17 protein-coding genes are annotated in these 22,768 nt (G+C 30.4%); 6 read left to right on the plus strand and 11 right to left on the minus strand.

What is annotated here, in order from left to right; genetic code table 11:
- Positions 1 to 7: 7 nt before the first annotated feature.
- The 8 genes from BUA86_RS01000 to BUA86_RS01035 all read right to left on the minus strand — a co-directional run bounded on the left by BUA86_RS01000 (position 8) and on the right by BUA86_RS01035 (position 11,457).
- Positions 8 to 529, minus strand: a complete 522-nt coding sequence (locus BUA86_RS01000; RefSeq protein WP_072929017.1) for a DUF4833 domain-containing protein — start codon at positions 527 to 529, stop codon at positions 8 to 10.
- 109 nt (positions 530 to 638) lie between these two features.
- Positions 639 to 1,307 (minus strand): DedA family protein, encoded by a 669-nt coding sequence (locus BUA86_RS01005; RefSeq protein ID WP_229731802.1) that lies wholly within the window; start codon positions 1,305 to 1,307, stop codon positions 639 to 641.
- A 9-nt stretch (positions 1,308 to 1,316) separates the two neighbouring features.
- Positions 1,317 to 1,682, minus strand: coding sequence for a YraN family protein (locus tag BUA86_RS01010; RefSeq protein ID WP_072929019.1), 366 nt, complete (start codon positions 1,680 to 1,682; stop codon positions 1,317 to 1,319).
- Between the two features lie 6 nt (positions 1,683 to 1,688).
- Positions 1,689 to 2,324 (minus strand): uracil phosphoribosyltransferase, encoded by a 636-nt coding sequence (upp, locus tag BUA86_RS01015; protein ID WP_072929021.1) that lies wholly within the window; start codon positions 2,322 to 2,324, stop codon positions 1,689 to 1,691.
- Entirely contained in the window at positions 2,311 to 3,267 is a 957-nt protein-coding gene (locus tag BUA86_RS01020) for a S66 peptidase family protein (RefSeq protein WP_072929023.1), read from the minus strand. Before BUA86_RS01020 ends, upp begins: the two co-directional genes overlap by 14 nt.
- 81 nt (positions 3,268 to 3,348) lie before the next feature.
- Complete coding sequence (locus BUA86_RS01025; RefSeq protein ID WP_229731804.1) at positions 3,349 to 5,847, minus strand: TonB-dependent receptor; 2,499 nt, start codon at positions 5,845 to 5,847, stop codon at positions 3,349 to 3,351.
- A gap of 400 nt (positions 5,848 to 6,247) precedes the next feature.
- Entirely contained in the window at positions 6,248 to 8,671 is a 2,424-nt protein-coding gene (locus BUA86_RS01030) for a TonB-dependent receptor (protein ID WP_072929027.1), read from the minus strand.
- 383 nt (positions 8,672 to 9,054) lie between these two features.
- The gene (locus BUA86_RS01035; RefSeq protein WP_229731810.1) at positions 9,055 to 11,457 is read right to left on the minus strand and encodes a TonB-dependent receptor; all 2,403 of its coding nucleotides are present in this window, start codon (positions 11,455 to 11,457) and stop codon (positions 9,055 to 9,057) included.
- Positions 11,458 to 11,886: 429 nt separating this feature from the next.
- Between BUA86_RS01035 and BUA86_RS01040 the strand changes: the two genes are divergently transcribed.
- The 6 genes from BUA86_RS01040 to BUA86_RS01065 all read left to right on the plus strand — a co-directional run bounded on the left by BUA86_RS01040 (position 11,887) and on the right by BUA86_RS01065 (position 18,092).
- A complete protein-coding gene (locus tag BUA86_RS01040) occupies positions 11,887 to 13,038 on the plus strand; it encodes a cystathionine gamma-synthase (RefSeq protein ID WP_072929030.1) in 1,152 nt (383 codons plus the stop codon).
- A gap of 159 nt (positions 13,039 to 13,197) precedes the next feature.
- Entirely contained in the window at positions 13,198 to 13,437 is a 240-nt protein-coding gene (locus tag BUA86_RS01045) for a hypothetical protein (RefSeq protein ID WP_072929032.1), read from the plus strand.
- 2 nt (positions 13,438 to 13,439) lie between these two features.
- Positions 13,440 to 13,724: a type II toxin-antitoxin system YafQ family toxin gene (locus BUA86_RS01050; protein WP_072929034.1), complete on the plus strand. Its 285-nt coding sequence runs from the start codon at positions 13,440 to 13,442 to the stop codon at positions 13,722 to 13,724.
- 162 nt (positions 13,725 to 13,886) lie between these two features.
- Positions 13,887 to 15,263: a tryptophanase TnaA gene (gene tnaA, locus BUA86_RS01055; protein WP_072929036.1), complete on the plus strand. Its 1,377-nt coding sequence runs from the start codon at positions 13,887 to 13,889 to the stop codon at positions 15,261 to 15,263.
- Positions 15,264 to 15,309: 46 nt separating this feature from the next.
- Positions 15,310 to 16,161 (plus strand): AraC family transcriptional regulator, encoded by an 852-nt coding sequence (locus tag BUA86_RS01060; RefSeq protein ID WP_072929038.1) that lies wholly within the window; start codon positions 15,310 to 15,312, stop codon positions 16,159 to 16,161.
- A gap of 596 nt (positions 16,162 to 16,757) precedes the next feature.
- Entirely contained in the window at positions 16,758 to 18,092 is a 1,335-nt protein-coding gene (locus BUA86_RS01065) for an amidohydrolase (RefSeq protein ID WP_072929040.1), read from the plus strand.
- A 61-nt stretch (positions 18,093 to 18,153) separates the two neighbouring features.
- Here BUA86_RS01065 and BUA86_RS01070 read toward each other — a convergent pair whose 3' ends face one another.
- The 3 genes from BUA86_RS01070 to BUA86_RS01080 all read right to left on the minus strand — a co-directional run bounded on the left by BUA86_RS01070 (position 18,154) and on the right by BUA86_RS01080 (position 22,762).
- Complete coding sequence (locus BUA86_RS01070; protein ID WP_072929042.1) at positions 18,154 to 19,581, minus strand: M28 family peptidase; 1,428 nt, start codon at positions 19,579 to 19,581, stop codon at positions 18,154 to 18,156.
- A 132-nt stretch (positions 19,582 to 19,713) separates the two neighbouring features.
- Entirely contained in the window at positions 19,714 to 20,196 is a 483-nt protein-coding gene (locus BUA86_RS01075) for an inorganic diphosphatase (RefSeq protein WP_072929044.1), read from the minus strand.
- Between the two features lie 28 nt (positions 20,197 to 20,224).
- A complete protein-coding gene (locus tag BUA86_RS01080) occupies positions 20,225 to 22,762 on the minus strand; it encodes a DUF5686 family protein (protein WP_072929046.1) in 2,538 nt (845 codons plus the stop codon).
- Positions 22,763 to 22,768: the final 6 nt, after the last annotated feature.

The following is a 22,768-nucleotide window of genomic DNA, read 5'->3' on the forward strand; positions in this document are numbered from 1 at the left end:
GTTTTTTTTATAGTATTATTTTCTCTTGAATAGAATTTCCATTTTTGTCTGTCCCATGAAATAAAATATAATCTAACTTAACAGATAAACCACCTGTTCCACTTTTCTTTTTCAAGAATACTCTGTTTAAAGTCATTTCTTTTCCGTTAACAGTGGTTAAAACAACTGGATGTTTCTTTGCATTCAACTTTAGTATAAGTTGTTGACTAGGATATGAAACTAATGTAAGAAGAAATACATTTTTTTCTTTCTTCTTTATTTTCAAACCGTAAGCTAATTTTTTCTGTATAGCTGTTAATGTTTTTTTCTCTCCATTTGCTTCATATAAAATTCTATAAATATTAACGGGATTTTGTTCGTCTAAATGCTCTTTTGTAGAAAAGATGGCATCATAAACAAAGGTGTTTTTACTTTCGTTATGCTGAATATAAAATAATCTATTAGTAGAAGTTGGTGGGGTAGGATAACCTTTTTGCGCTTGCACAAAAATTGAGAATAAAATTAATGGAAGTAAATAAATGCTTTTCATAGGTTAAAAATTAATATTTTAAGAAGTTACAAAAAATATATAAACCAAATACGATAATTTATATTTGGTTATATAAAAAAAACTCGACTAAAAAGTCGAGTTTTTTTTATTATTGAATTGAATTTGTTTTCTTTCCAAACCTCTCTTTCAAGAGCTCTATAATAATTGGTAGAATTGAAAGTAATGTTATAATTAAAATAACTTTTGAAAAATTATTCTGAACCAAAGGAATATTACCTAAGAAATAACCGATTAAAGTTAAACCTACAACCCATAAAATAGCACCTACAATATTATATGTAATAAATGTTTTATAAGGCATGTTACCTATTCCTCCAACAAATGGAGCTAACGTACGTACAATAGGAACAAAACGTGCAATAACGATTGTTTTAGAACCATATTTCTGATAAAAAGAGTGCGTTTTCTCTAGATGTTCTTCTTTAACAAAGCTTCTTCCGAAAATTTTAATTTTAGTTGCTCTATACCCAACTTTCTTCCCAATGGAATAATTTAAGGTATCGCCTAAAATAGCTGCTAATAAAAGTATTGCAATCATTAACCAAACATTTAAATTGTTTGATTCTTGAGCCGCAAGCATTCCTGCAGCAAATAAAAGAGAATCTCCTGGTAAAAATGGCATAACAACAACACCAGTTTCAACAAAAATGATTAAAAATAAAATTGCATAAATCCATAAACCATATTCTGTTACAAATTCTGATAAATGTTGATCGATATGCATAATAAAGTCGAATAGACTCATTAATACTTCCATAAATTTAGATTAAATTTCTGAAACGTTAAACGCATTTACAATGTGATTGACGCTCCAAGATTGTTTCGTTTTTAACAATGCTAAAATATCAAATCTTACTTCACAATTAAAATTATTTTTCTGAATAAAATCATCTGTTGCAAAAATTAATAATTTTTTCTTTTTTGTATTGACAGCTTCTTCTGGTTCAGAAAAAAAATTAGAAGTTCTACTTTTTACTTCAACAATAATAATTTCGTTATTTAATTGTGCTATAATATCAATTTCTGCCTTTCTGTAGAAGTAATTTCTTGCTAAAATTCTATACCCATTTTGAATAAGATATTTTACTGCGAAATCTTCTGCTTCTTTGCCAAAATCAAAACTAACACTCATTAGAATTTATTTTGTCCCATACAAACGATCTCCAGCATCTCCTAAACCTGGAACGATGTATCCTATTTCATTCAACTTTTCATCTAAAGCTGCTAAAAATATCGGAACTTCTGGATAAACATTTTGTACTGCCTCTACCCCTTCTGGACAACCTACTAAACAAGCTAAACGAACAGATTTTGCTCCTTTGTCTTTTAAAATTTCTATTGCTTTTATTGCAGAACCTCCAGTTGCTAACATTGGATCTACCAAAATAACATCACGTGATTCTAAATCTGTAGGAAGTTTACATAAATATTCTACTGGTTGTAAAGTATCATGATCACGGTAAAGACCAATATGTCCAACTTTTGCAGTGGGAATTAATTGATGAATACCTTTTACCATTCCTAATCCAGCTCTTAAAATAGGAACAATAGCCATATCATTTCCTTTTAATTTATAACCAATAGTTGTTGTAATAGGAGTTTCAACTTCAATTTCTTCTAATTCGATATTACGTGTAATTTCGTAACACATTAAACCTGAAATTTCGTCAACTAATTCTCCAAACTCTTTTGTTGTAGTATTTTTATCACGCATTTGCGTAATTTTTGCCTTTACTAATGGATGAGTAATGACTGTTAAATTATCTTGTTTCATATTGATTTTCTATAAAATGTAAATTTACGCTATTTGATGATATTTTTAACTGAACTTTCGCACCCATTTTCATGGCTACATTATGACCTGTGTGACCAGCAGGAAAATTAAATACCACTGGAACAGATAATTCTTTTGTAAACTGATGAATAATATCGTAAGTTTTTGGATCAAAAGCATTATTAAAATTCTCTGCATTTTCTTCTTCAGTATCCATGTGTGTAAAACTTCCTAAAATAACACCTTTTACTTGCTTTAAAATTCCATTTCGTTTTAAATTCATTAACATTCGATCCACTGCATACCAATTCTCGAACCAATCTTCTAAAAATAAGATTTTATTTGATGGATTTATTATTGCAGAATCACTTCCTAAAAGAGAATACACAATTGATAAGTTTCCACCTATCAACTCTCCTTCTGCTTCTCCTACTTTATTATAAGGATGATTAGTTAAAGAATAATGTATATCCTTACCAAAAAGACTGTCATAAACACTTTGATAAGAACTTGGATGATAAATAGTATCTGCTAATTTTTTTGCTGTAACCGCATGTAAAGTTTGATATCCTAATCGATTAAAATGATTATGAAAAACGGTAATATCTGAATAACCAATGATCCATTTTGGATTTTTAGTAAACTCCGTTAAATCAAGTTCATCAATAATTTTCACAGAACCATAACCTCCTCTAGCACACCAAATCGCTTTTATCTCATGGTCATCTAATGCCCATTGAAAATCCTCTGTTCTCATTTCATCTGTGCCTGCGTATCGATAACCAAAATCATATTCGGCATAAATATTTTTCCCTAAAACTGGAACTAATTTCCAAGATTTTATGAGCTCTATTGCTTCTTCTAATTCTCCATTTAGCATTCGCTTTGCAGGAGCTACTATTGCTATTTTATCCCCTTCTTTTAAAAAATCAGGCTGAATCATTTTACAAATTTTCATCAAAGGTAAACACAAAAAAAAGACGAACTATAAAAGTTCGTCTTTTTATTATTTATAAAATTTATCTTAGAAATTGTATGTTACACTTGCATTCCAAGTTCTACCATTCCCCCAGAAATAACCGTAGTTATCTTTACGAGAAATGTATTGATCATTGAACAAGTTGTTGATATTTCCTCTAAATTTAAGTGATTGACTGTTTGCAATTTTAAATTTGTAAGACATTCCTAAATCTACTGTTGCATAAGGTGCAATAGGAACATTAACATAAGTTTCACCAGCTTTTACTGCATCAACTAAGTCAACATTTTCAAAAACACGAGCAAAATAGTTAAAGTTAGTGTCGAAAGACCAAGCACGAGTTACATTAACTCTAGTTCCCATACCAAAAGTAAATTGAGCTGCATTACCTACAAATGCATTCATTGTACCTGTGTTATTCTCATAACCAGCAACTAACTCTTGTGTATCTGTATCTTGAACTTGGAAATTGTAATCTCCAATATATTTCCAGTTACCATAAGATGTATAACCAGTTACAGTCCAAGCATGAGAAACTTTTGCTTCAAAATCTGCCTCTAAACCTTTGTGAACCTCTGATAAGTTTGTTGCAATAAAACGAACGTTAGAGTGAACAACATCATTAGCATCAGTAAAATCTTGACCATTGTAAGTCATCGATCTGTTATCCCATTCTGTATAGTAAGCATTAAGGTTTACTTTTAATGTACGAGATTTGTAACGGTAACCAGCTTCAACACTTTGTAAAATTTCATTGTTTACTGGTAAATCCTCTACGTATCTTACTGTATTACGAACAAAGATATTATTTAAATATGGTTGACGAGAGTATTTTCCAACATTAGCAAAAATACTGTTTTCACTATCGATATTGAAAGAAGCTCCTGCTTTTAAGTTATATCCAATTTTTGTACGCTCTCCAGAGTATGCTTTTCCATTCTTAAATTTGATTCCTTGCGCTGCTGCAGATTCTGCAGTATAGTTCCAGTTATCATATTTTTCATATTCTTGCCAAGATAATGCTCCTTGTGCAAAAACTGAGAATTTTTCGTTAGCATATTCAGCTTGTCCAAAAACTCCTTGATAGTTGATACGTTCTGAGTTATCAAAACCTATTCTTTCACTATGTTTAGCTTTATTAAATAAAGTATTCCAAGGATTAGTATTAAATGTTTTTGATACTACATAGTCTTTACTACGTTGAGCATTAGATGCAGCACGACCGCTAGCTCCTAATAAATTATTTAATTGTTGGTAGTGCTCTCCTGTATAAAAACGGATATCTGTACCAGCATTAAATGTTAAACCTTTTTTAGTATCATAAGTAAAGTTAGATACTGCTCCGTACCAAAAATGGTTATTTACAGAAGAAGATAAAAGCGTACCATTATTTCCTGAAGAAATACCATTCGCTAATTGTTGATTTTTAGAAGCTAAAACATCCCAATTAATATCTCCATTACTTGTAAATCCTCCGTCAGTATAACCAGCTCCGTTTCCTAAAATACTAGTTCCACCTCCTGTACCAGTAGATGCATATATAACTGTAGATAAAGACATTTTTTCATTAATTGCCCAATCCCAGTTTAAGTTTGCTACCGGTTTATGGTAATAGTTTGTTTTAGCAGACATTGCTTGACCATTATAGAAACCATAGTTAGAGTTTCCAATACGACCTGTCATATCATAACCTGGAGTTGCAACAATTCTCTTATTAACACCATCAACTTTGATGTTACGATATGCTGTCTCCATTGGTTTAGAGTAATTTTGATCGTGTTGTTGTGGCGCACCAAAAATCATCAAGTTGAATGTGTGACGATCGTTTGGTTTAAACCCAACAGAAACAAAGTAAGATTGTCCTTTACCTTCTGTACCACGAGCAAAACTTCTGTGAGCAGACCAGTTATCAAAAACAAAAGAAGCTCCCCACTTACCTTTCATACCTGTATTATATCCTACAGTTTGTTTTTGGTAAGAATCATTTCCTGCGAAATAACGTACGAATCCTCCTTCTTTTTTATCTGTTGCTTTAGTTACAATATTTACAGTTCCCCCGATAGAAGAAATTGCTAATTTAGAAGAACCTAAACCTCTTTGTGCATCAATTACAGTTGCAATATCTGAAACTGATTGCCAGTTAGACCAATATACACTTCCGTTATCCATTCCGTTCATTGGTTGCCCATTTAATAAGAATGCTGTATTTGATTGATCAAAACCACGCATGTATAATTTAGAATCTCCAAATCCAGATGCTTGATCTGCAATATAAACAGATGGTGAATTTTTTAATAATTCAGGAAATTCAACATTTCCTACACCTTTATCCAAAATTTGCTCTCTTGTAATAACTGTAGAAGCAACTGGTGTTTTTCTATTCTCTGCAACATCGATTACTCCTTTACCGATAATTAATGTTTCAGATAAATTTACGTTTTCATCGTTTGTTTGTTCAACCTTTGTAGAATCTGTCGGTTCAACAACTTGTGCGAAAGATAATGATGCCGTTAAGGCAAAAGCTCCTACTAATAAAAGCTTCATTGAGTTTAACCTCATCTTGTGAAATTGTTTTAATAAGTTTACGGGTGCAAAGTTGGGTTGTAATTATCATTAAAACGAAATAAAAGGTTTTTAAATTACGTATAATTATTAAGTAATTAATAATTATTTAATTTTCAATAAAAATATAAAAATGATATATAATTATTCCTATTTAACATAAATATCTATATTTAAACTCAATTTTACATTTTATTAACAATTACTTAACACTACGCAATAAGTATTAACCGAAACAAAAGGAATAATTATAAATAAAAAAATGTATTATTATTCTAAAATAAATATTATTTAGAATCAATTTAAGTAATTTCTTAAACAATAAAAGACGAACTGCTTACAGTTCGTCTTTTATAAATTTGATGATATTTTATCTTTTTATTTAGAAAGTATATGTTACTCCAGCATTCCACGTTCTACCTACAGCATAACCGTCTCCATTTCTATCTATCATATTAAGGTATTGTTCGTTAAATAAATTACGCACATTCCCTCTTAACTTAATAGATTGTTTTCCAAATTTAAACTCGTAAGCTAAACCAGTATTAACACGTGCAAATCCTGGAATTTGTTCTGCTTGGTATGTTTCTCCTCTACGAGAACTTTCAACAACACTAGTAGGATTAACTTGCCCCCATATTCTAGCATTATACATAAAATCTACATCCCAATACAGTCTTTTTGCAAAATTAATTTTAGTTCCCATACCAAATGTAAATTGAGCTGCTTCACCAACATAAGTTCCTGTTAAATCAACATTTCCTCTTTCAAAAAATGTATTATCATCTGTATACTCAGATTCGAATGGTGTATTTCCATCATATTTCCAGTCACCATAAGATGCAAAACCATACACACTAAATACGCGAGATATTTTTGCATCAAAATCGACTTCAATACCTTTATGTACCTGGCCAATGTTTGTATAATACGTATTTATTGGTCTTGTTACGTCAGGTGCATTAATTGGATCTGGTGTTACTTGTCCAGAAACAGCTAAGAAACGATTTGACCATTCTGTATGATAAGCATTAATGTTTACTTTTAAGTTTCTTGTTTTATATTGATACCCAATTTCGTAACTCATGATCTCTTCATTTTTAACTTCTGGATCACGTAAATTAACACTATTAGGTGCAATTACATTTCTTAAGTATGGTTGACGAGAATATTTTCCTACATTAGCAAAAATTGAATTTTCTTTATTAATAAATAAAGATGCCCCACCTTTTATATTCCATCCTGTTTTGTTTACTCTTGCAGAAGCTTGTTCTATACCTCCATAGTTCCAAGCATCAAACTTTTGGTAAAATTGATTAGACACAGCTCCTTGTGCAAAAACAGAAAAAATATCATTTGCATATTCAACTTGACCAAAAACACCTTGGTAGTTTATATTTTCACTATTATCTCTATTTACTCTTTGATCTCTGTTCGCAGAATTAAACAAAGCTGACCATGGATTTGTAGAAAACGCTTTATTAACAACTACAGTTTGTCCATCTGGTCTTTGTTCACTCCATCCATTTAAACCAAACAAATTTGTCATCTGCTGAAAATGTTGTCCTTTATAAAAACGCAAATCGGCTCCTAAATTAAAATTCCATCCTGTTTTTGTGTCATAATTAAAATTAGTTACGGCACCATACCAAAAATGATTATTTACTGAGGAACGTATCGCTCCGTTTGATGCAACATTTCCTATTCCATCTTGAGCTAATAAATTATTATTTTGAATTGCATTGAAATCTATTAATCCATCTCTTCTTGTGTTCATAGCATTACCTATACCAAAAGAACCTCCTCCTGTTCCAGTTGAAGCATATAAAACAGTAGATAGATTAGCATTTTCATTAATTGTCCAATCCCAGTTTAAATTAGCTACTGGTTTATGGTAATAATTTGTTCTTAAATTTTCACCTCTACCATTAAAATAACCGTATGTCGTATTATATTTTCTTCCATACCCCATTTCTTCTGCTGTAGCCCAATCACTAGCTCTTTTGGTTGCAAAGTTTTGACCATGCTGCTGTGGCGCTCCAAAAATCATGAAATTTAATTGGTGACGCTCATTCGGTTTATATCCTACAGATACAAAATAAGCTTGTCCTTCTCCAGATGTTCCTTGAGCGAATGCTCTATGACCTTGCCAATGATTAAATAAGAAAGAAGCTCCCCATTTACTTTTCATCCCAGTATTATAAGCAATTGTTGTGCTCATATAACTGTCATTACCTACATTGTATCTTAAGTAACCTCCTTGTTTTTTCTGTGTCGCTTTTGTAATCATATTTACAGTACCACCAACAGAAGAAATTGCTAATTTTGAAGATCCTAAACCACGTTGAATTTGAACATTCTCCGCTACTTCTGTCATTGCAGACCAATTAGACCAGTATAATTTACCATCTTCCATTCCATTAACTGGTTGCCCATTTAATAAGTAGGCTGTATTTTCGCTACTGAAACCACGTAAAAACATATCAGAATCTCCAAATCCAGAAGATTGACTAGACACATAAACAGAAGGTGTTGTTGTAAAAATTTCAGGAAAATCTACGTTTCCAATTGCTTTATCTTCAAGAGTCGCTCTATTAATTGTTGATACAGCTACAGGTGTTTTACGATCCTCTGCAACATCTATAATACCTTTTCCAATAATTAATGTCTCTGTTAAAGATACGTTTTCGTCATTTGCTTGTTCAACCTTTGTAGAATCTGTTGGTTCAACCACTTGTGCAAAAGATAACGATCCAGCTAATGCGAATACTCCTATAAATAAAAGTTTCTTTGAATTTAACTTCATCTTTTTTAATAGTTTAGATTGTGGTTGCAAAGTTGGGACGTATTTATTTCAAAAACGAGATAAAATCGTTATAAATCGCGCATAATTATACTATTAAAAAAGAATATTTATTTTAATAAAAAAACAGAATAAATAATATCAAATTAATCATTTTTAATATAAATTATTACTCCATTAATAATTTATAGGATTAGTTAATAGCTATATAATATCCTTACAATAAATCTTAAAAGATTCAAAATGAATAAATTTCCATTTATTAAATGGTTGTTATTCCTAAAGGATTATTGTTTAGAATCAATTTAAGTAATTTTTAAAATAAAAAAAGACGAACTGTAAACAGTTCGTCTTTTATATAATTGGATAATTAAATTATCTTTTAATTAGAAGCTATAAGTAACTCCAGCATTCCAAGTTCTACCTACTGCATAACCATATCCATTTCTATCAATTCTACTTACGTATTGATCATTGAATAAGTTACGAACGTTTCCTCTAAATTTAATAGCTTGTTTACCAAATTTAAATGAGTAAGCTAAACCTGTATTAACACGAGCAAAAGCTGGTACTTGTTCTGCTTGATAAGTTTCTCCTTTAAGAGAGCTAGCAACTACATCTTCAGGTGTTACTTGTCCCCAGATTCTTGCATTGTACATGAAATCTACATCCCAATATAAGTTTTTAGTAAAGTTAACTTTTGTACCCATACCAAATGTAAATTGAGCAGCTTCACCTACATAAGTTCCTGTTAAATCAACATTTCCTCTTTCAAAGAAAGTATTATCATCAGTATACTGAGATTCGTATGGAGTTGTTCCATCATATTTCCAATCACCGTAAGAAGCAAAACCATATAATCCAAATACATGAGATATTTTAGCATCAAAATCAATTTCAATACCTTTATGAACTTGAGCAATATTTGTATAATATGTATAAATAGGTCTTGTTACGTTAGGCTCTCCAATTGGATCTGGTGTTACTTGTCCAGATGCACCTAAGAAACGGTTAGCCCATTCTGTATGGTAAGCATTCACATTAACACGTAAATTTCTTGTCTCGTATTTGTAACCAATTTCAAAACTTGTAATTTCTTCGTTTTTAACTTCTGGTTCACGTAAGTTTACAGTATTAAAAGCAAATACATTATCTAAGAATGGTTGACGAGAGTATTTACCTGCATTTACAAATAATTTGTTCTCCGTATTAAGGAATAAAGAGGCACCTCCTTTAAGATTCCATCCTGTTTTGTTAACTTTTACAGAAGCAGCTTCTACACCACCATAATTCCAAGAATCATATTTTCTGTAGTATTGATTAGATACAGCTCCTTGTGCAAACACAGAGAAAATATCATTTGCATACTCAACTTGACCAAAAACACCTTGATAGTTTATATCTTCACTATTATCACGGTTTGTTCTTTGATCTTTACTAGCAGATTTAAATAATGCTGACCATGGGTTAGTTGAAAACGTTTCTGTTACAACTATATTTTGTCCATCAGGTCTTCTTTGATTCCAACCATTTAAACCAAATAAATTTGTCATTTGTTGGAAGTGATCTCCTTTGTAGAATCTTAAATCAGCTCCTAAATTGAAGTTCCATCCTGTTTTAGTATCATAATTGAAGTTAGATACTGCTCCATACCAGAAGTGGTTATTTACAGATGAACGAATTGCACCACTTTGACCAGAACCACCAATTCCGTTAGCTATTAAAGAGTTATTAGTAATGATTTTATTAAAATCAATTAATCCATTTGTTGTTGTACTTGTAGCTCTACCAACTCCTGATGCTCCTCCACCTGTTCCAGTAGATGCATAAACAACTGTAGATAAACTAGCATTCTCGTTTATCGTCCAATCCCAGTTAAGGTTTGCTACTGGTTTGTGGTAATAATTTGTTCTTAAAGTTTTACCCTCACCATTTAAGTAACCGTAGTTATTGTTGTATTTTTTACCATAACCAAATTGCTCTGCAGTAGCCCATTGAGCAGCACTTTTAGTCGCAAAATTTTGATCATGTTCTTGAGGTGCTCCAAAAATCATAAAGTTAATTTGGTGACGCTCGTTTGGTTTATATCCAACAGAAACGAAGTAAGCTTGTCCTTGTCCAGCTGTACCTTGAGCAAATGCTCTGTGAGCTTGCCAATGGTTAACCATAAAAGACGCTCCCCATTTCCCTTTCATTCCTGTATCATAGCCAATAGTAGCACTCATGTAGCTATCATTACCCATGTTATATCTTACATATCCACCTTGTTTTCTTTCTGTTGCTTTTGTTACCATACTTACAGTACCACCAACAGAAGAAATTGCTAATTTAGAAGATCCTAAACCACGTTGAATCTGAACTGAATTTGCAACCTCAGTCATTGCTGACCAGTTAGACCAGTATAAGTTACCATCTTCCATACCATTAATTGGTTGTCCATTTAATAAGTATGCAGTATTTTGGCTACTGAATCCACGTAAGAACATATTCGAATCTCCAAATCCAGAAGATTGTCCAGATACATAAACAGAAGGTGTTGTTGTGAAAATCTCAGGAAAATCCACATTTCCTATAGCTTTATCTTCTATATCAGCTCTTCTGATTGTAGATACAGCTACTGGAGTTTTACGCCCTTCAGCAACATCAATTACACCTTTACCGATGATTAATGTTTCTGTTAAAGATACGTTTTCTTCTTGTTCAACCTTTGTAGAATCAATCGGTTCAACAACTTGGGCGAAAGATAATGATGCCGTTAAGGCAAAAGCTCCTACTAATAAAAGCTTCATTGAGTTTAACCTCATCTTTTGAAATAGTTTAAAAGTTTACTGTGCAAATTTGAGCACAATAAATGAGATGATTGTTAAATTATGGTTAATTATTTAACTTTGTGTTAAATTTATTTAACTATTCTTGTTTTTCATTAAAATAATTAGTATATTATTAAATTATACTTAATAAAAGTAATGATAATTTACAATATTCACATTAAATACTTAATTTATTTAAGTATTTAAAATCATTTAATTAATACTAATTATTGTTTTTCCTACTTATCTATTTTATTAATTAAGAGAAAAATAAGTTATTTAGAATCAGTATTAATAGTTAATTATATAAATATATTGTTAAAATATTATCAATAAAAGGTTTCTTAAGAAGATGAAAACCAAAAATAAATAAAACTCCATATATTTGCTATAGTTTAAAGAAATATCATGAAATTCAATACAAAAGCTATACATGGTGGTCAACATCACGATCCATCAACAGGAGCAGTAATGACTCCAATTTACCAAACATCAACATTTGCTCAAAAATCACCAGGACAGCATAATGGTTATGAATATTCTAGAGGTGAAAACCCTACACGTTCTGCTTTAGAGAATGCTTTAGCATCAATAGAAGGAGGTGTTGCAGGTTTTGCATTTGGTTCTGGTTTAGCTGCAATAGATGGAGTTCTTAAATTATTTAATCCAGGTGATGAAATTATTGCAATGGATGATTTATATGGAGGATCTTACCGTTTATTTACACGTGTTTATGCAAAATATGGATTAAAATTTCATTTTGTAGATATGACAAACGTTGATGCTGTTACCGCATTAATTAATGACAACACAAAAATGATTTGGATTGAAACTCCAACCAACCCATTAATGAAAGTGGTTGATATAAAAGCTGTAAATGACGCTTCTAAATCTAAGAAAGCTGACGTATTAGTTGCTGTAGATAATACATTTGCATCTCCATATTTACAAAGACCAATAGAATTAGGTGCTGATATCGTTATGCATTCAGCTACTAAATATTTAGGAGGTCACTCTGATTTAGTTGCTGGAGCTATTGTTGTTAATTCAGAAAAATTAGCAACAGACGTTCATTTTAATTTATTTGCAACTGGAGGAATTTTAGGTCCTCAAGATTCTTACTTAGTATTAAGAGGAATTAAGACATTAGCTGTTCGTATGGATCGCCATTGTTCTAACGGAATGAAAGTTGCTCAATTTTTAGATAAACATTCAAAAGTTGCTCATGTTTATTACCCAGGATTAGAAAATCATCCTCAACATGAGATTGCTAAAAAACAAATGAAAGACTTTGGAGGAATGGTAACATTCACTTTAACTTCTGGTAAAAAAGAAGATGCTTTCAAAATTTTAGAAAACTTGTCTGTTTTTACTTTAGCTGAATCTCTTGGCGGAGTTGAATCGTTAGCTAATCATCCAGCTACAATGACACATGCATCAATTCCGGCAGAAAAACGTGCAGAAATTGGAATCACAGATGATTTAATTCGTTTATCTGTTGGTATAGAAGATATAGATGATTTATTAGAAGATTTAGAAAAAGTTCTAAACTTAATTTAATCTTACAATATATATATGTAAAAGGGTTGTCTTATAGACAATCCTTTTTTATTTAATGATATTACATTTAAATAACTTAAACTAAAGCATTGTTAAAAATCAACTTTCTATTTTAGATGAAATGAAAAAAAGTTAATTTTGTATTTAAATAGATTTACTATGAATACAAAAGAAACAAAAAAAGCAACTTCTTTAAGATTAAATAGAGGTCTTTACTTAAAAATTGAAGAACTTGCTAAAAAAGAAAATAGAAGTATAAGTAACTTATTAGAAACTATTATTGCAGAAGCTTTAAATTATAATGAACTTAACAAAGAAACTAAAGAAGCTATAAAAGAACTTAAAGAAGGAAAGGGAGTTAAATTTAATAGTGTTGACGAATTATTTAAAAGCATATAATAATGTTTAAAATCGTTGCTTCTAATAAATTTTTAAAAGATTTGAAATTACTCAAAAAACGTAGTAATTCCGATTTTATCATTTTACAAAATTTTTTAAATAATCTTGCTGAACAAGGAAACAAAGGGATTAGTAAAAAACATAAACCTCACAAATTAAAAGGAGAATACAATGGCTATTGGGAGTGTCATGTAAAACCTGATTTACTATTAATATGGAGTGAAGATACCGAAATAATGCTTTTAGAGCTAGTTAGAATTGGCACTCATGCAGATCTTTTCAAATAAAGCCTTAATATTTTTTATATTAAGGCTTTATTTTTGGCTTAATTATATCTAGTTCTAATTATAAAATCAGGAGAAATAACATTCTTAAAAACACTTCTCTATTGTTCTTTTTTGTTGAGAAAATACTTTATATATTTAACTATACACAAAAACACAAAAAAAATGGAATTACCTTTTGCTGAATCATTTCGCATTAAAATGGTAGAAGAAATCTATCAATCAACAAAGGAAGAAAGAGAGAAGTGGATTGAAGAAAAAGACTATAATCTATTCAACTTAGAAAGCGAGAAAGTTTTTATTGATCTATTAACCGATTCTGGTACTGGAGCAATGTCTGATAAACAATGGGCAGAAATTATGACGGGCGACGAAAGTTATGCTGGATCAAGATCTTTTCATCAATTAAAAAATACAGTAAATAAAATTACAGGCTTCGATTATTTATTACCAACCCATCAAGGTCGAGCTGCAGAAAACGTACTTTTCTCTGCATTAGTAAAAGAAGGAGATGTAGTTCCTGGAAATTCTCACTTCGATACAACAAAAGGACACATTGAATTTAGAAAAGCACACGCGATAGATTGCACGATAGACGAAGCATTCGATAGCGAAATAATTCATCCATTTAAGGGAAATATAGATTTAAATAAATTAGAAAAAGTTTATAAAGAATACGGAAAAGAAAAAATTCCTTTTACATTAATTACTATTACATGTAACTCTTCTGGTGGACAACCAGTTTCTATAGAAAACATTCGTAATGTTAGAGAGCTATCTAATCAATATCAAATTCCAGTATTTTTTGATGGTGCAAGATTTGCCGAAAATGCATATTTCATTAAAGAAAGAGAAGAAGAATTTAAGAATGATACCATTAAAGAAATTGTATTAGAAATGTTTTCTAATGGAGATGGAATGACAATGTCTTCTAAAAAAGATGGTTTGGTAAACATTGGTGGTTTTATTGCTTTAAATGATAAAGAGTTGTATCAAAAATGTGGAAATTTTGGAATTATATATGAAGGCTTTTTAAGTTACGGAGGTTTAGCAGGTCGTGATTTAGCTGCCTTGTCTCAAGGTTTAGACGAAGCAACTGAATATTCTTATCTAAAATCTCGCATTTCACAAGTGGAATATTTAGGAAATAAATTAATAGAATATGGTATTCCTATCCAACAACCTATTGGTGGACATGCAATCTTTATAGATGCTGTAAAATTTTTACCTAATATTTCTCGAGAAGAATTCCCTGCACAAACATTAGGAATAGAATTATACAAAGAAGGTGGAATTCGTGGAGTAGAAATCGGAACTATTTTAGCAGATCGCGATCCAGAAACGAGAGAGAACAGATACCCAAAATTAGAATTATTAAGATTAGCCATTCCAAGACGTACATACTTACAAAGTCACATGGATTATATTGCTGCTTGTTTAAAGAATTTATTCGACAGAAGGCATGAAATTTCTTCTGGTTACGAAATTACATGGGAAGCTGATATTTTAAGACATTTCACTGTAAAACTTAAAAAGAAATAAACTGTAAATCATCAGATTAATCTGATGATTTATTATTTTTACAATTATGAAAGATTCTCCTGAAATTCCGATATTGGGTATACAAGATATTCTACCTCTATCATTTAAGAATGTAGAAATTATTCGGCACGAAGTAAAAGGAGAAAGCTCTTTCTCACAACCTCATAAACATAATTTTTACCTTTTATTTCTTGTAAAAAAAGGAAGTGGTACCCATCATATAGATTTTGAATCGTTTGATGTTCAACCGCAACAAATTCATTTTGTTTTACCAGAGCAAGTTCATAATTGGCAACTTGCAGAAGACACGAAAGGTTTCCAATTAATGTTTTCGGAAGAAGTTATTCAGATTGTTCAAAACACTTTTCATTTAACAACTTTATTTTCGTTAAACAATTCTATTATCGAATTAGACGATTTAGAATTCGATAAAATAGAACGCGAATTTGAGCTTCTTTTTGAAGAATTTTCATCTCAAACAATGGATTATTCGATTATAGAAATTAGGACGATATTAATCCTAAAACAGTTCTTAAATTTATATAACAAACAGTATCCGAAAATTATAACTGTAAGATCTAATTCTATTCTTATTAAGTTTGAAAACCTTATAAATGAGCATTTTTCTACTCAAAAAAATGTTTCTTTTTATGCTAGGAAATTAAATATTACATCTAACTATCTAAATATGCTAACCAAAGAGGCCTATAATTTAAAGGCAAACGAAGTCATAAAAAGTAGAATTATTTTAGAAGCAAAACGTTTAATGGTTACAACTTCATTATCCATGAAACAAATTGGTCAAGAATTAGGTTTTCATGATTCTGGTAATTTTTCTAATTTCTTTAAATACAGAACCGGCATAAATCCGAAAGATTTTTACAATAGCTTTAAATAAAGTTCTAATTATAATTTTATGGGCAACTTAACGCGCTTTACACTGTATCTTTTTACTTCGCGGGAATGCTTCGCAAAAAGGATGTCGTTGCAATCGCTGTTGCATAAGAAATCGGAGATTTCTCATCATCTTTCATTACAAATTTTACAATTTGTAACTGCCTTATATTTTCGAAAAGTTAAACGTAAATCCTTTAATATTATAAGTTGAAAATAAAGTTATTTAACTTTTTTAAGAGACATAATTTTAATTAATTCAGAGTGTCATTCTAAGCTTATCGAAGAATAATAAAGAATTTTATAAAATGTTTCGACAAACTAAACATAACAGATCGTTATAAAAACAGGATTATAATTGAAAAATTATAGAATAATTAGTTTAAAAAATTACAACTGTAAAATTGCGTTAGGGGTTGAAGCGGCATCCTTTTGTAGAGCGTTCTAGCGAACAAAAGATACAGCGAAAAACCCGACCTGAAAGGAACGCCCAAAACGTTTCTGAGCAAAAATTTATAATTTTCACAAGTTTTAGACTTATTTTAATAACAAATCTCTCCCGTTTCGTCTCTAATTTTGTAATAGTTAAACAATTAGAAAATGGAAACAAAGAATTCTCAACATATAGATAGAAAAACATTTATAAAAATGTCGTCGCTTTTTGGCGTTGGTTTACTTACTGCATCAACACAGCAATTATTTGCAATGGAAAAAATAGAGAATATGGAAACTTTAAAAAATATAACTCAAATAAAAAATGTTCGATTAGAAATTGGTTTTGAACGCGATGATTTTGAGATTACAGGAACAAAAACTGCTTTATTTAATCTTGATATTAAAAATGGTAAGATTGTTAAAATACATCAAGAAAATCCTTTAAAAGATGCTTTTGATGCAAAAGGATTTCTATTACTTCCTGCCATGAAAGATATGCATATCCATTTGGATAAAACATTTTATGGTGGTCCTTGGAAAGCAAGATCTAAACGTCAGCATTCTGTAGCTGATATGATAAAATTGGAGCAAGAATTAATGCCAGAATTATTAAAAGTATCTGTTGAACGTGCTGGTAAAATTATTGAACTTTTACAATCTCATGGGACAAATTTTGCTCGTTCACATTGTAATATCGAAACAACATCTAAATTAGATTCTTTAAAGAATTTACAAAAAGCTATTGAACAGAAAAAAGATAATTTTAATGTTGAAATTGTTGCTTTTCCTCAGCATGGTTTATATTATACAGAATCATTAGCAATAATGAAAGAAGCGGCTAAGATGAATATTGATTTTATTGGAGGATTAGATCCTACTTCTATAGATGGTAATATGGAACGTACTATGGATGATACCATACAAATGGCATTAGACAACAAAAAAGGTATTGACATCCATTTACATGAAACGGGTGAATCTGGTTTAAAAACGTTTGAATATTTAATAGATAAAGTAAACGAAAATCCTGTCTTAAAAGGAAAAACATTTATGAGTCATGCTTTTGTTTTAGCCAAATTAGATGCTAAAAAACAAGAGGAAATTGCAGAAAAATTGGCTGATGCTAAAATAGGAATTATCTCTACTATTCCATTTGGAAGAACAATTATGCCTATTCCTACATTAATTAAAAAAGGTGTTTATGTTGCTACGGGAACAGATAGTGTAATAGACCATTGGCAACCTTTTGGTTTAGGAAATATGTTACAACGTGCAAATGTAATGGCAGAATTATATGGTATGTCGGATGAGTTTGGTTTATCTAGATGTTTAAAAATTGCGACAAACCAAATAACACCATTAGATGATAATGGAAATGTCGCTTGGCCAAAAGTTGGAGACGAAGCAAGTTTTAATTTAATTGCTGCGAGTTGCTCTGCAGAAGCAGTTGCAAGAATATCTCCATTGGTTGCTCATTTTGATAAAGGCGTTTTAATTTAATTATACAGCATAAAAAAACCTCGAGAAATCTCGAGGTTTTTTTATTTTTTAAACTATCGTATTACCATCTCCAATCACCAGATATACGAAGTGGCGTTTCTAAATTACCTTTTATTAAAGCATTTTTTGTTTCATCTTCCGTCCAAGGTTTAGATGGAATTTCTTTTAAATTACTTAGATTATAAAGTAAATATGTTTCTGTTATTACATTATTTTTTAATCCTTCTTCTTCTACATAATTAAAAGTATCACAATTTGCATGATAACAATTTAAAGCTCCTTCTTTAAATTGGCTATGTGTTAATCCTATAATCGGTACACCTTGCAACATAAATGGTTGATGATCTGAATGTAAATCTACACTTGCAAAAGAAGTCGTTTTAAAGTCTGGAATTATTTGTTGAATATCTTTTGACAAAGTATTTAAAAAAGATAAACTTGAATCCATTGTAGAATAATAGGATTTAGGATTAGTCGTCATATCCATATTAGACATTGCTTTAATTTGGTTGATAGAACCATCTTTCATTGCTTGTTTAACATAGTGCTTAGATCCTAAAAGACCTATCTCCTCTCCCATAAAAAGTACAAACTCTATTGTTCTTTTATTCTCTAAATTTAATTTTTTATATGTTCTCGCAACATCTATCACAGAGAAGCTTCCTACTCCGTTATCTATTGCTCCTGTTGCTAAATCCCAACTATCTAAATGTCCTCCTAAAACAACCTTTTCGTTCGGAAATTCAGATCCTATTTTCTTTGCAATAATGTTGCGTCCTTTCATTAAACCAACATCATTTTTCATTTCTATTTTAGCAACTTCTTTTCCTTTCGTTAAAGCTTGTTTAATTTTTAAACCATCTTCTAAACTAATATTAATTGCAGGTATTTTTATAATATCTCCAGTTACAGATGCTGTTCCTGTTAATAAAATTTCTCCTGCAGGTTTATTAAAGAGAATAATTCCTTTTGCACCATATTTTTCTGCTAAAGCTGTTTTCTCTGAACGGTGAAGATTTTCTATTGTCTTTGGTGTTCCCTCCAACAAGCCAATTGTTGCAAAAACTATTTTGCCTTTTACTTTATCTGTAACTTTCTTATAATCCTCTTCTAAACCATTTCCTAAATCTATTAATTCTCCCGACAGTTTTACATCTGCTGGTGAATGTGCTAATGCAACAGCTTTTACAGGTTGATTATTTACGACTAATGATAACGATTTACGATTCCATCCGTTAAATGTAAATTCCTGAAAAGAAACATTGTATCCATAAGAACGCAATAGTTTAGCAGCTAACTCTTCTGCTTGCTCTCCATTTTTTGTTCCTGTTGCTCGATGACCAATTGTTTCTGTCGCACTTTTTAATTGTTGATAAGCTTCTGCATTCTTCTGTACCTCGTCATTAATCAACTTTAATGTATTATTTGATTGTCCAAATACTAATGATGCAGAGAAAATAGTAAAGGATAATAAAATTTTAGAATTCATATTAATAAGTATTTAAATTAAACTTAGTGAGGATTTTTTGAATTCAGCCTAAAATCATGCACAAAATTTTATAAAAAAAATAGTCCGCAATATTTTGCGGACTATTTTTATATAGAAATGATAATTTATTTCTTAGTGAGTTGGTACAAAACGATCTCTAGATTCTTGTAATAATTTCTCAGCTTGTGCTTTGTCACCATATCCTTCTACAACACAAGTTTTGTTTTCTAAATCTTTGTATGTTTTAAAGAAATGTTCAACAGCTTTTAATGTATGAGGATTCATATCGTTGATATCGTTTAATTGGTTCCAAGTTGGATCAGCAACTGGTACACAAAGTAATTTCTCATCACGACCTTTGTCATCAGACATATTTAAAACACCAATTGTTTTAACTTCGATAACACATCCTGGTACAGTTGGTTCTGTTAAGAAAACCAAAACGTCGATTGGATCTCCATCTAACGCTAATGTATTTTCTACAAATCCGTAGTCTGCTGGGTAAAACATTGGCGAAAATAAAACGCGATCGAAACGAATTCTTCCTGTTTCGTGATCCATTTCGTATTTGTTACGAGATCCTCTAGGGATTTCTATAATTGCATCAAAAGTCATTTTAACTTATATTTAATTTATTTTATTTTTACAAATTCCATCCTAATCCGATTGTCACGCCAAATTTACGAACATTTGGTAAATAATTATAATTTCCTCTCCAATTAAAATCAATTCGGATTGGTCTAATGTTTCCAAAACCAATATTTTCCACACCAAATCCATATTCATAATAGATTTGTTGATTTGGAGCAAAATATTCTACTGTAGATCTATTTATAGCTTTACTTTTTTCAGAAATATTTCCATATGCTCCTCTTAAGAAAGTTACTTCTCTTAATTTTAATTTTTTGATGAATGGGATTTTATTAAAAAACCAACCTCTGAAGTGATGTTCCCAATTTAATGTAACATATTCGTCTGTCACAAAATCATAATAACCTAATTGAGAAAAAGTTCCATAAACTTGTCCATAACTCTCATTACCTGGAATAGCACTCATAAGCGATAATGGAACTCCTTGAAAAGTTTTTCCTGCTTCTACAGTAACTAAAGATCGACCAAATGAACCTACTAATATTGGTTGACTATATAAGAATTGTAATTTATCGTATTCAAAATCTGAATTAATTACACCTTTTAAACCTTTTGTATAACGCAACATGATAGTTGGTGCAAGATTCCCCATTTCACGTCTATCAATACCATGCTGAGAAAACTTAGCTCCAGGACGAGCAATGATAGATGCACTTAAACTAGAGTTTGTTAATGTTTCTTTTATCCTACCATCTTTTTCATAAGCAATAGAAAAATATTGCGAATCTGCTGGTTGTATAAATTGATAATTTCCATCTAAACGAAATGTAACATTTTTCCATGGGTCTATAGATGTGTAAACATTCGTTAAATTATTATTACTTAAAAGCTTATTATCTCCTTGATTAATAATTGATGAGGAAGCAAAACTTCTTGTCATTATTCCATCAGAAGATGTTAAAGTAGCAGCTAATTGCTCAACATCTCTTTTAGTTCCTATTCCAACTTGAAAACGATTGACTTGGTTAAACATGTAACGAAAATCTGCTCCATATTTAAACTTATCATCTTTAAAACCATATGCTACAAATCCTTGTGCTCGCCACATATCATTCTGAGAGAAATATGTTCTTGCTCCAGCTCTTAATCGTACTCCTTCTATTTGATTATATCCAAAAGAAGGGTATAAATTACCAATATCTATAACACCTACATTATAATATCCAGACCCAAGTATCTCTACAACTTTAACAATGTTATTAAATTTAGGAACTTTATTTAACTGTTCTAATGTTTCATAAATTCCTTCTTGATTTTTTGTTAGTGCTTCTGGTCTGTTTTCTTTCCAAAATTCATCAGACTTTTCATTAAGTGAAAAATTCGTAGGATCTAGTCTTTCGGTATAATATTTTTCTGGATGCTTGGTTTCAAAATCGTAATTATAATAATTAACTGTTTTATGAGCAAAAATTCCTTTTCCATCTTCTTTTTTACTCAATATTGTCATATCCAACATTGCATATTCTTTTTTCGGATAAAATATGCTATCGTTAGGTATATCGAACTGTAAATTCATAAAGACATTACGAACGAAATTGACATTAATATCTTTTGTTGTTTCCATAACAACTTCTTTTACTGCATAATTATCTTTAGCAATAAACAGCTCACCTTTAAACGTAAGTTCACCTGCTCTACGAGGATAATATTTTATTCGATAAACCTCTACACCATCAACATCTATTGTATCTTTTAATTCATAATCATAAACCGCAAAACCATCGCTTGCTATAGGACTTACAAATTTTATATTTAAGATATTTACTCTATTATCATAAATGTCAACATCTTTAAAAAGATTTTTTACCATAGATGCTACCATCTCATTTTTTTCGAATCCAGATGTTTTATTAGCAACTAACTCTCTTCTTTCTTTTGTTATAGGATCATTAGTTCCCGAAACTTTATAAATAGCTTCGTTTAAGAAAGCAGGTAAAAATGTTTTTCCGTTAATTGAAGATGTATCAACTTTTTCGAAAACGAATTCCATTCCACGAAAAATTTTCTTTTTCATGAAAGTTGAATCAATATTACTAATATCAAACTGTAATTTTTCGTATTCGTCGTACTGATAATTTGAAGTAAGTTTTACTCCATTCTTTTTTTTATGTTTCCAAACTTCACGTAAAATAGCGTAAGCAGGATTTTCTTTCTTTTTAAGACGCTTCTTTTTTGCTGATGAAACTACTGCTGTTTTTAAATCAACAACATTTCCTTCCTCTATATCATCATCATTATTATCAATAAATAATTGTGCTGTGAAATTATAGTCTATTTTTTTCTCAAGAACAAAATTTGCTATTTCGTAACCAGATTTGGATACGACTAATTGTGTAGAATTTTGTGAAGACTCTATATAAAATGTACCATCTGAATTTGATGTGGCACTAATTTTTAATTCTGGTAATTTTATATCTGCATACGGAATAGGTTTTAACGTTTCAGAATCGATTACTCTCCCTTGAATTTTTACTTGAGCATTAATTATTGCGCATAAAGTAAAAAATAAAGCTGCTATATAACTTTTCATTAATAA

The sequence above is a fragment of the Chishuiella changwenlii genome, assembly GCF_900142565.1.
GTDB classification, from domain to species: Bacteria; Bacteroidota; Bacteroidia; order Flavobacteriales; family Weeksellaceae; genus Empedobacter; species Empedobacter changwenlii.

What these genes read in the sequence shown, in the direction of transcription:
- BUA86_RS01065 (WP_072929040.1), top strand. Translation starts at nt 16,758, where the DNA reads ATGGAAACAAAGAATTCTCAACATATAGATAGAAAAACATTTATAAAA.
- BUA86_RS01010 (WP_072929019.1), bottom strand. Translation starts at nt 1,682, where the DNA reads ATGAGTGTTAGTTTTGATTTTGGCAAAGAAGCAGAAGATTTCGCAGTA.
- BUA86_RS01005 (WP_229731802.1), bottom strand. Translation starts at nt 1,307, where the DNA reads ATGGAAGTATTAATGAGTCTATTCGACTTTATTATGCATATCGATCAA.
- BUA86_RS01040 (WP_072929030.1), top strand. Translation starts at nt 11,887, where the DNA reads ATGAAATTCAATACAAAAGCTATACATGGTGGTCAACATCACGATCCA.
- BUA86_RS01060 (WP_072929038.1), top strand. Translation starts at nt 15,310, where the DNA reads ATGAAAGATTCTCCTGAAATTCCGATATTGGGTATACAAGATATTCTA.
- BUA86_RS01020 (WP_072929023.1), bottom strand. Translation starts at nt 3,267, where the DNA reads ATGATTCAGCCTGATTTTTTAAAAGAAGGGGATAAAATAGCAATAGTA.
- BUA86_RS01075 (WP_072929044.1), bottom strand. Translation starts at nt 20,196, where the DNA reads ATGACTTTTGATGCAATTATAGAAATCCCTAGAGGATCTCGTAACAAA.
- upp (WP_072929021.1), bottom strand. Translation starts at nt 2,324, where the DNA reads ATGAAACAAGATAATTTAACAGTCATTACTCATCCATTAGTAAAGGCA.
- BUA86_RS01000 (WP_072929017.1), bottom strand. Translation starts at nt 529, where the DNA reads ATGAAAAGCATTTATTTACTTCCATTAATTTTATTCTCAATTTTTGTG.
- tnaA (WP_072929036.1), top strand. Translation starts at nt 13,887, where the DNA reads ATGGAATTACCTTTTGCTGAATCATTTCGCATTAAAATGGTAGAAGAA.
- BUA86_RS01035 (WP_229731810.1), bottom strand. Translation starts at nt 11,457, where the DNA reads ATGAAGCTTTTATTAGTAGGAGCTTTTGCCTTAACGGCATCATTATCT.
- BUA86_RS01030 (WP_072929027.1), bottom strand. Translation starts at nt 8,671, where the DNA reads ATGAAGTTAAATTCAAAGAAACTTTTATTTATAGGAGTATTCGCATTA.
- BUA86_RS01025 (WP_229731804.1), bottom strand. Translation starts at nt 5,847, where the DNA reads ATGAAGCTTTTATTAGTAGGAGCTTTTGCCTTAACGGCATCATTATCT.
- BUA86_RS01080 (WP_072929046.1), bottom strand. Translation starts at nt 22,762, where the DNA reads ATGAAAAGTTATATAGCAGCTTTATTTTTTACTTTATGCGCAATAATT.
- BUA86_RS01045 (WP_072929032.1), top strand. Translation starts at nt 13,198, where the DNA reads ATGAATACAAAAGAAACAAAAAAAGCAACTTCTTTAAGATTAAATAGA.
- BUA86_RS01070 (WP_072929042.1), bottom strand. Translation starts at nt 19,581, where the DNA reads ATGAATTCTAAAATTTTATTATCCTTTACTATTTTCTCTGCATCATTA.
- BUA86_RS01050 (WP_072929034.1), top strand. Translation starts at nt 13,440, where the DNA reads ATGTTTAAAATCGTTGCTTCTAATAAATTTTTAAAAGATTTGAAATTA.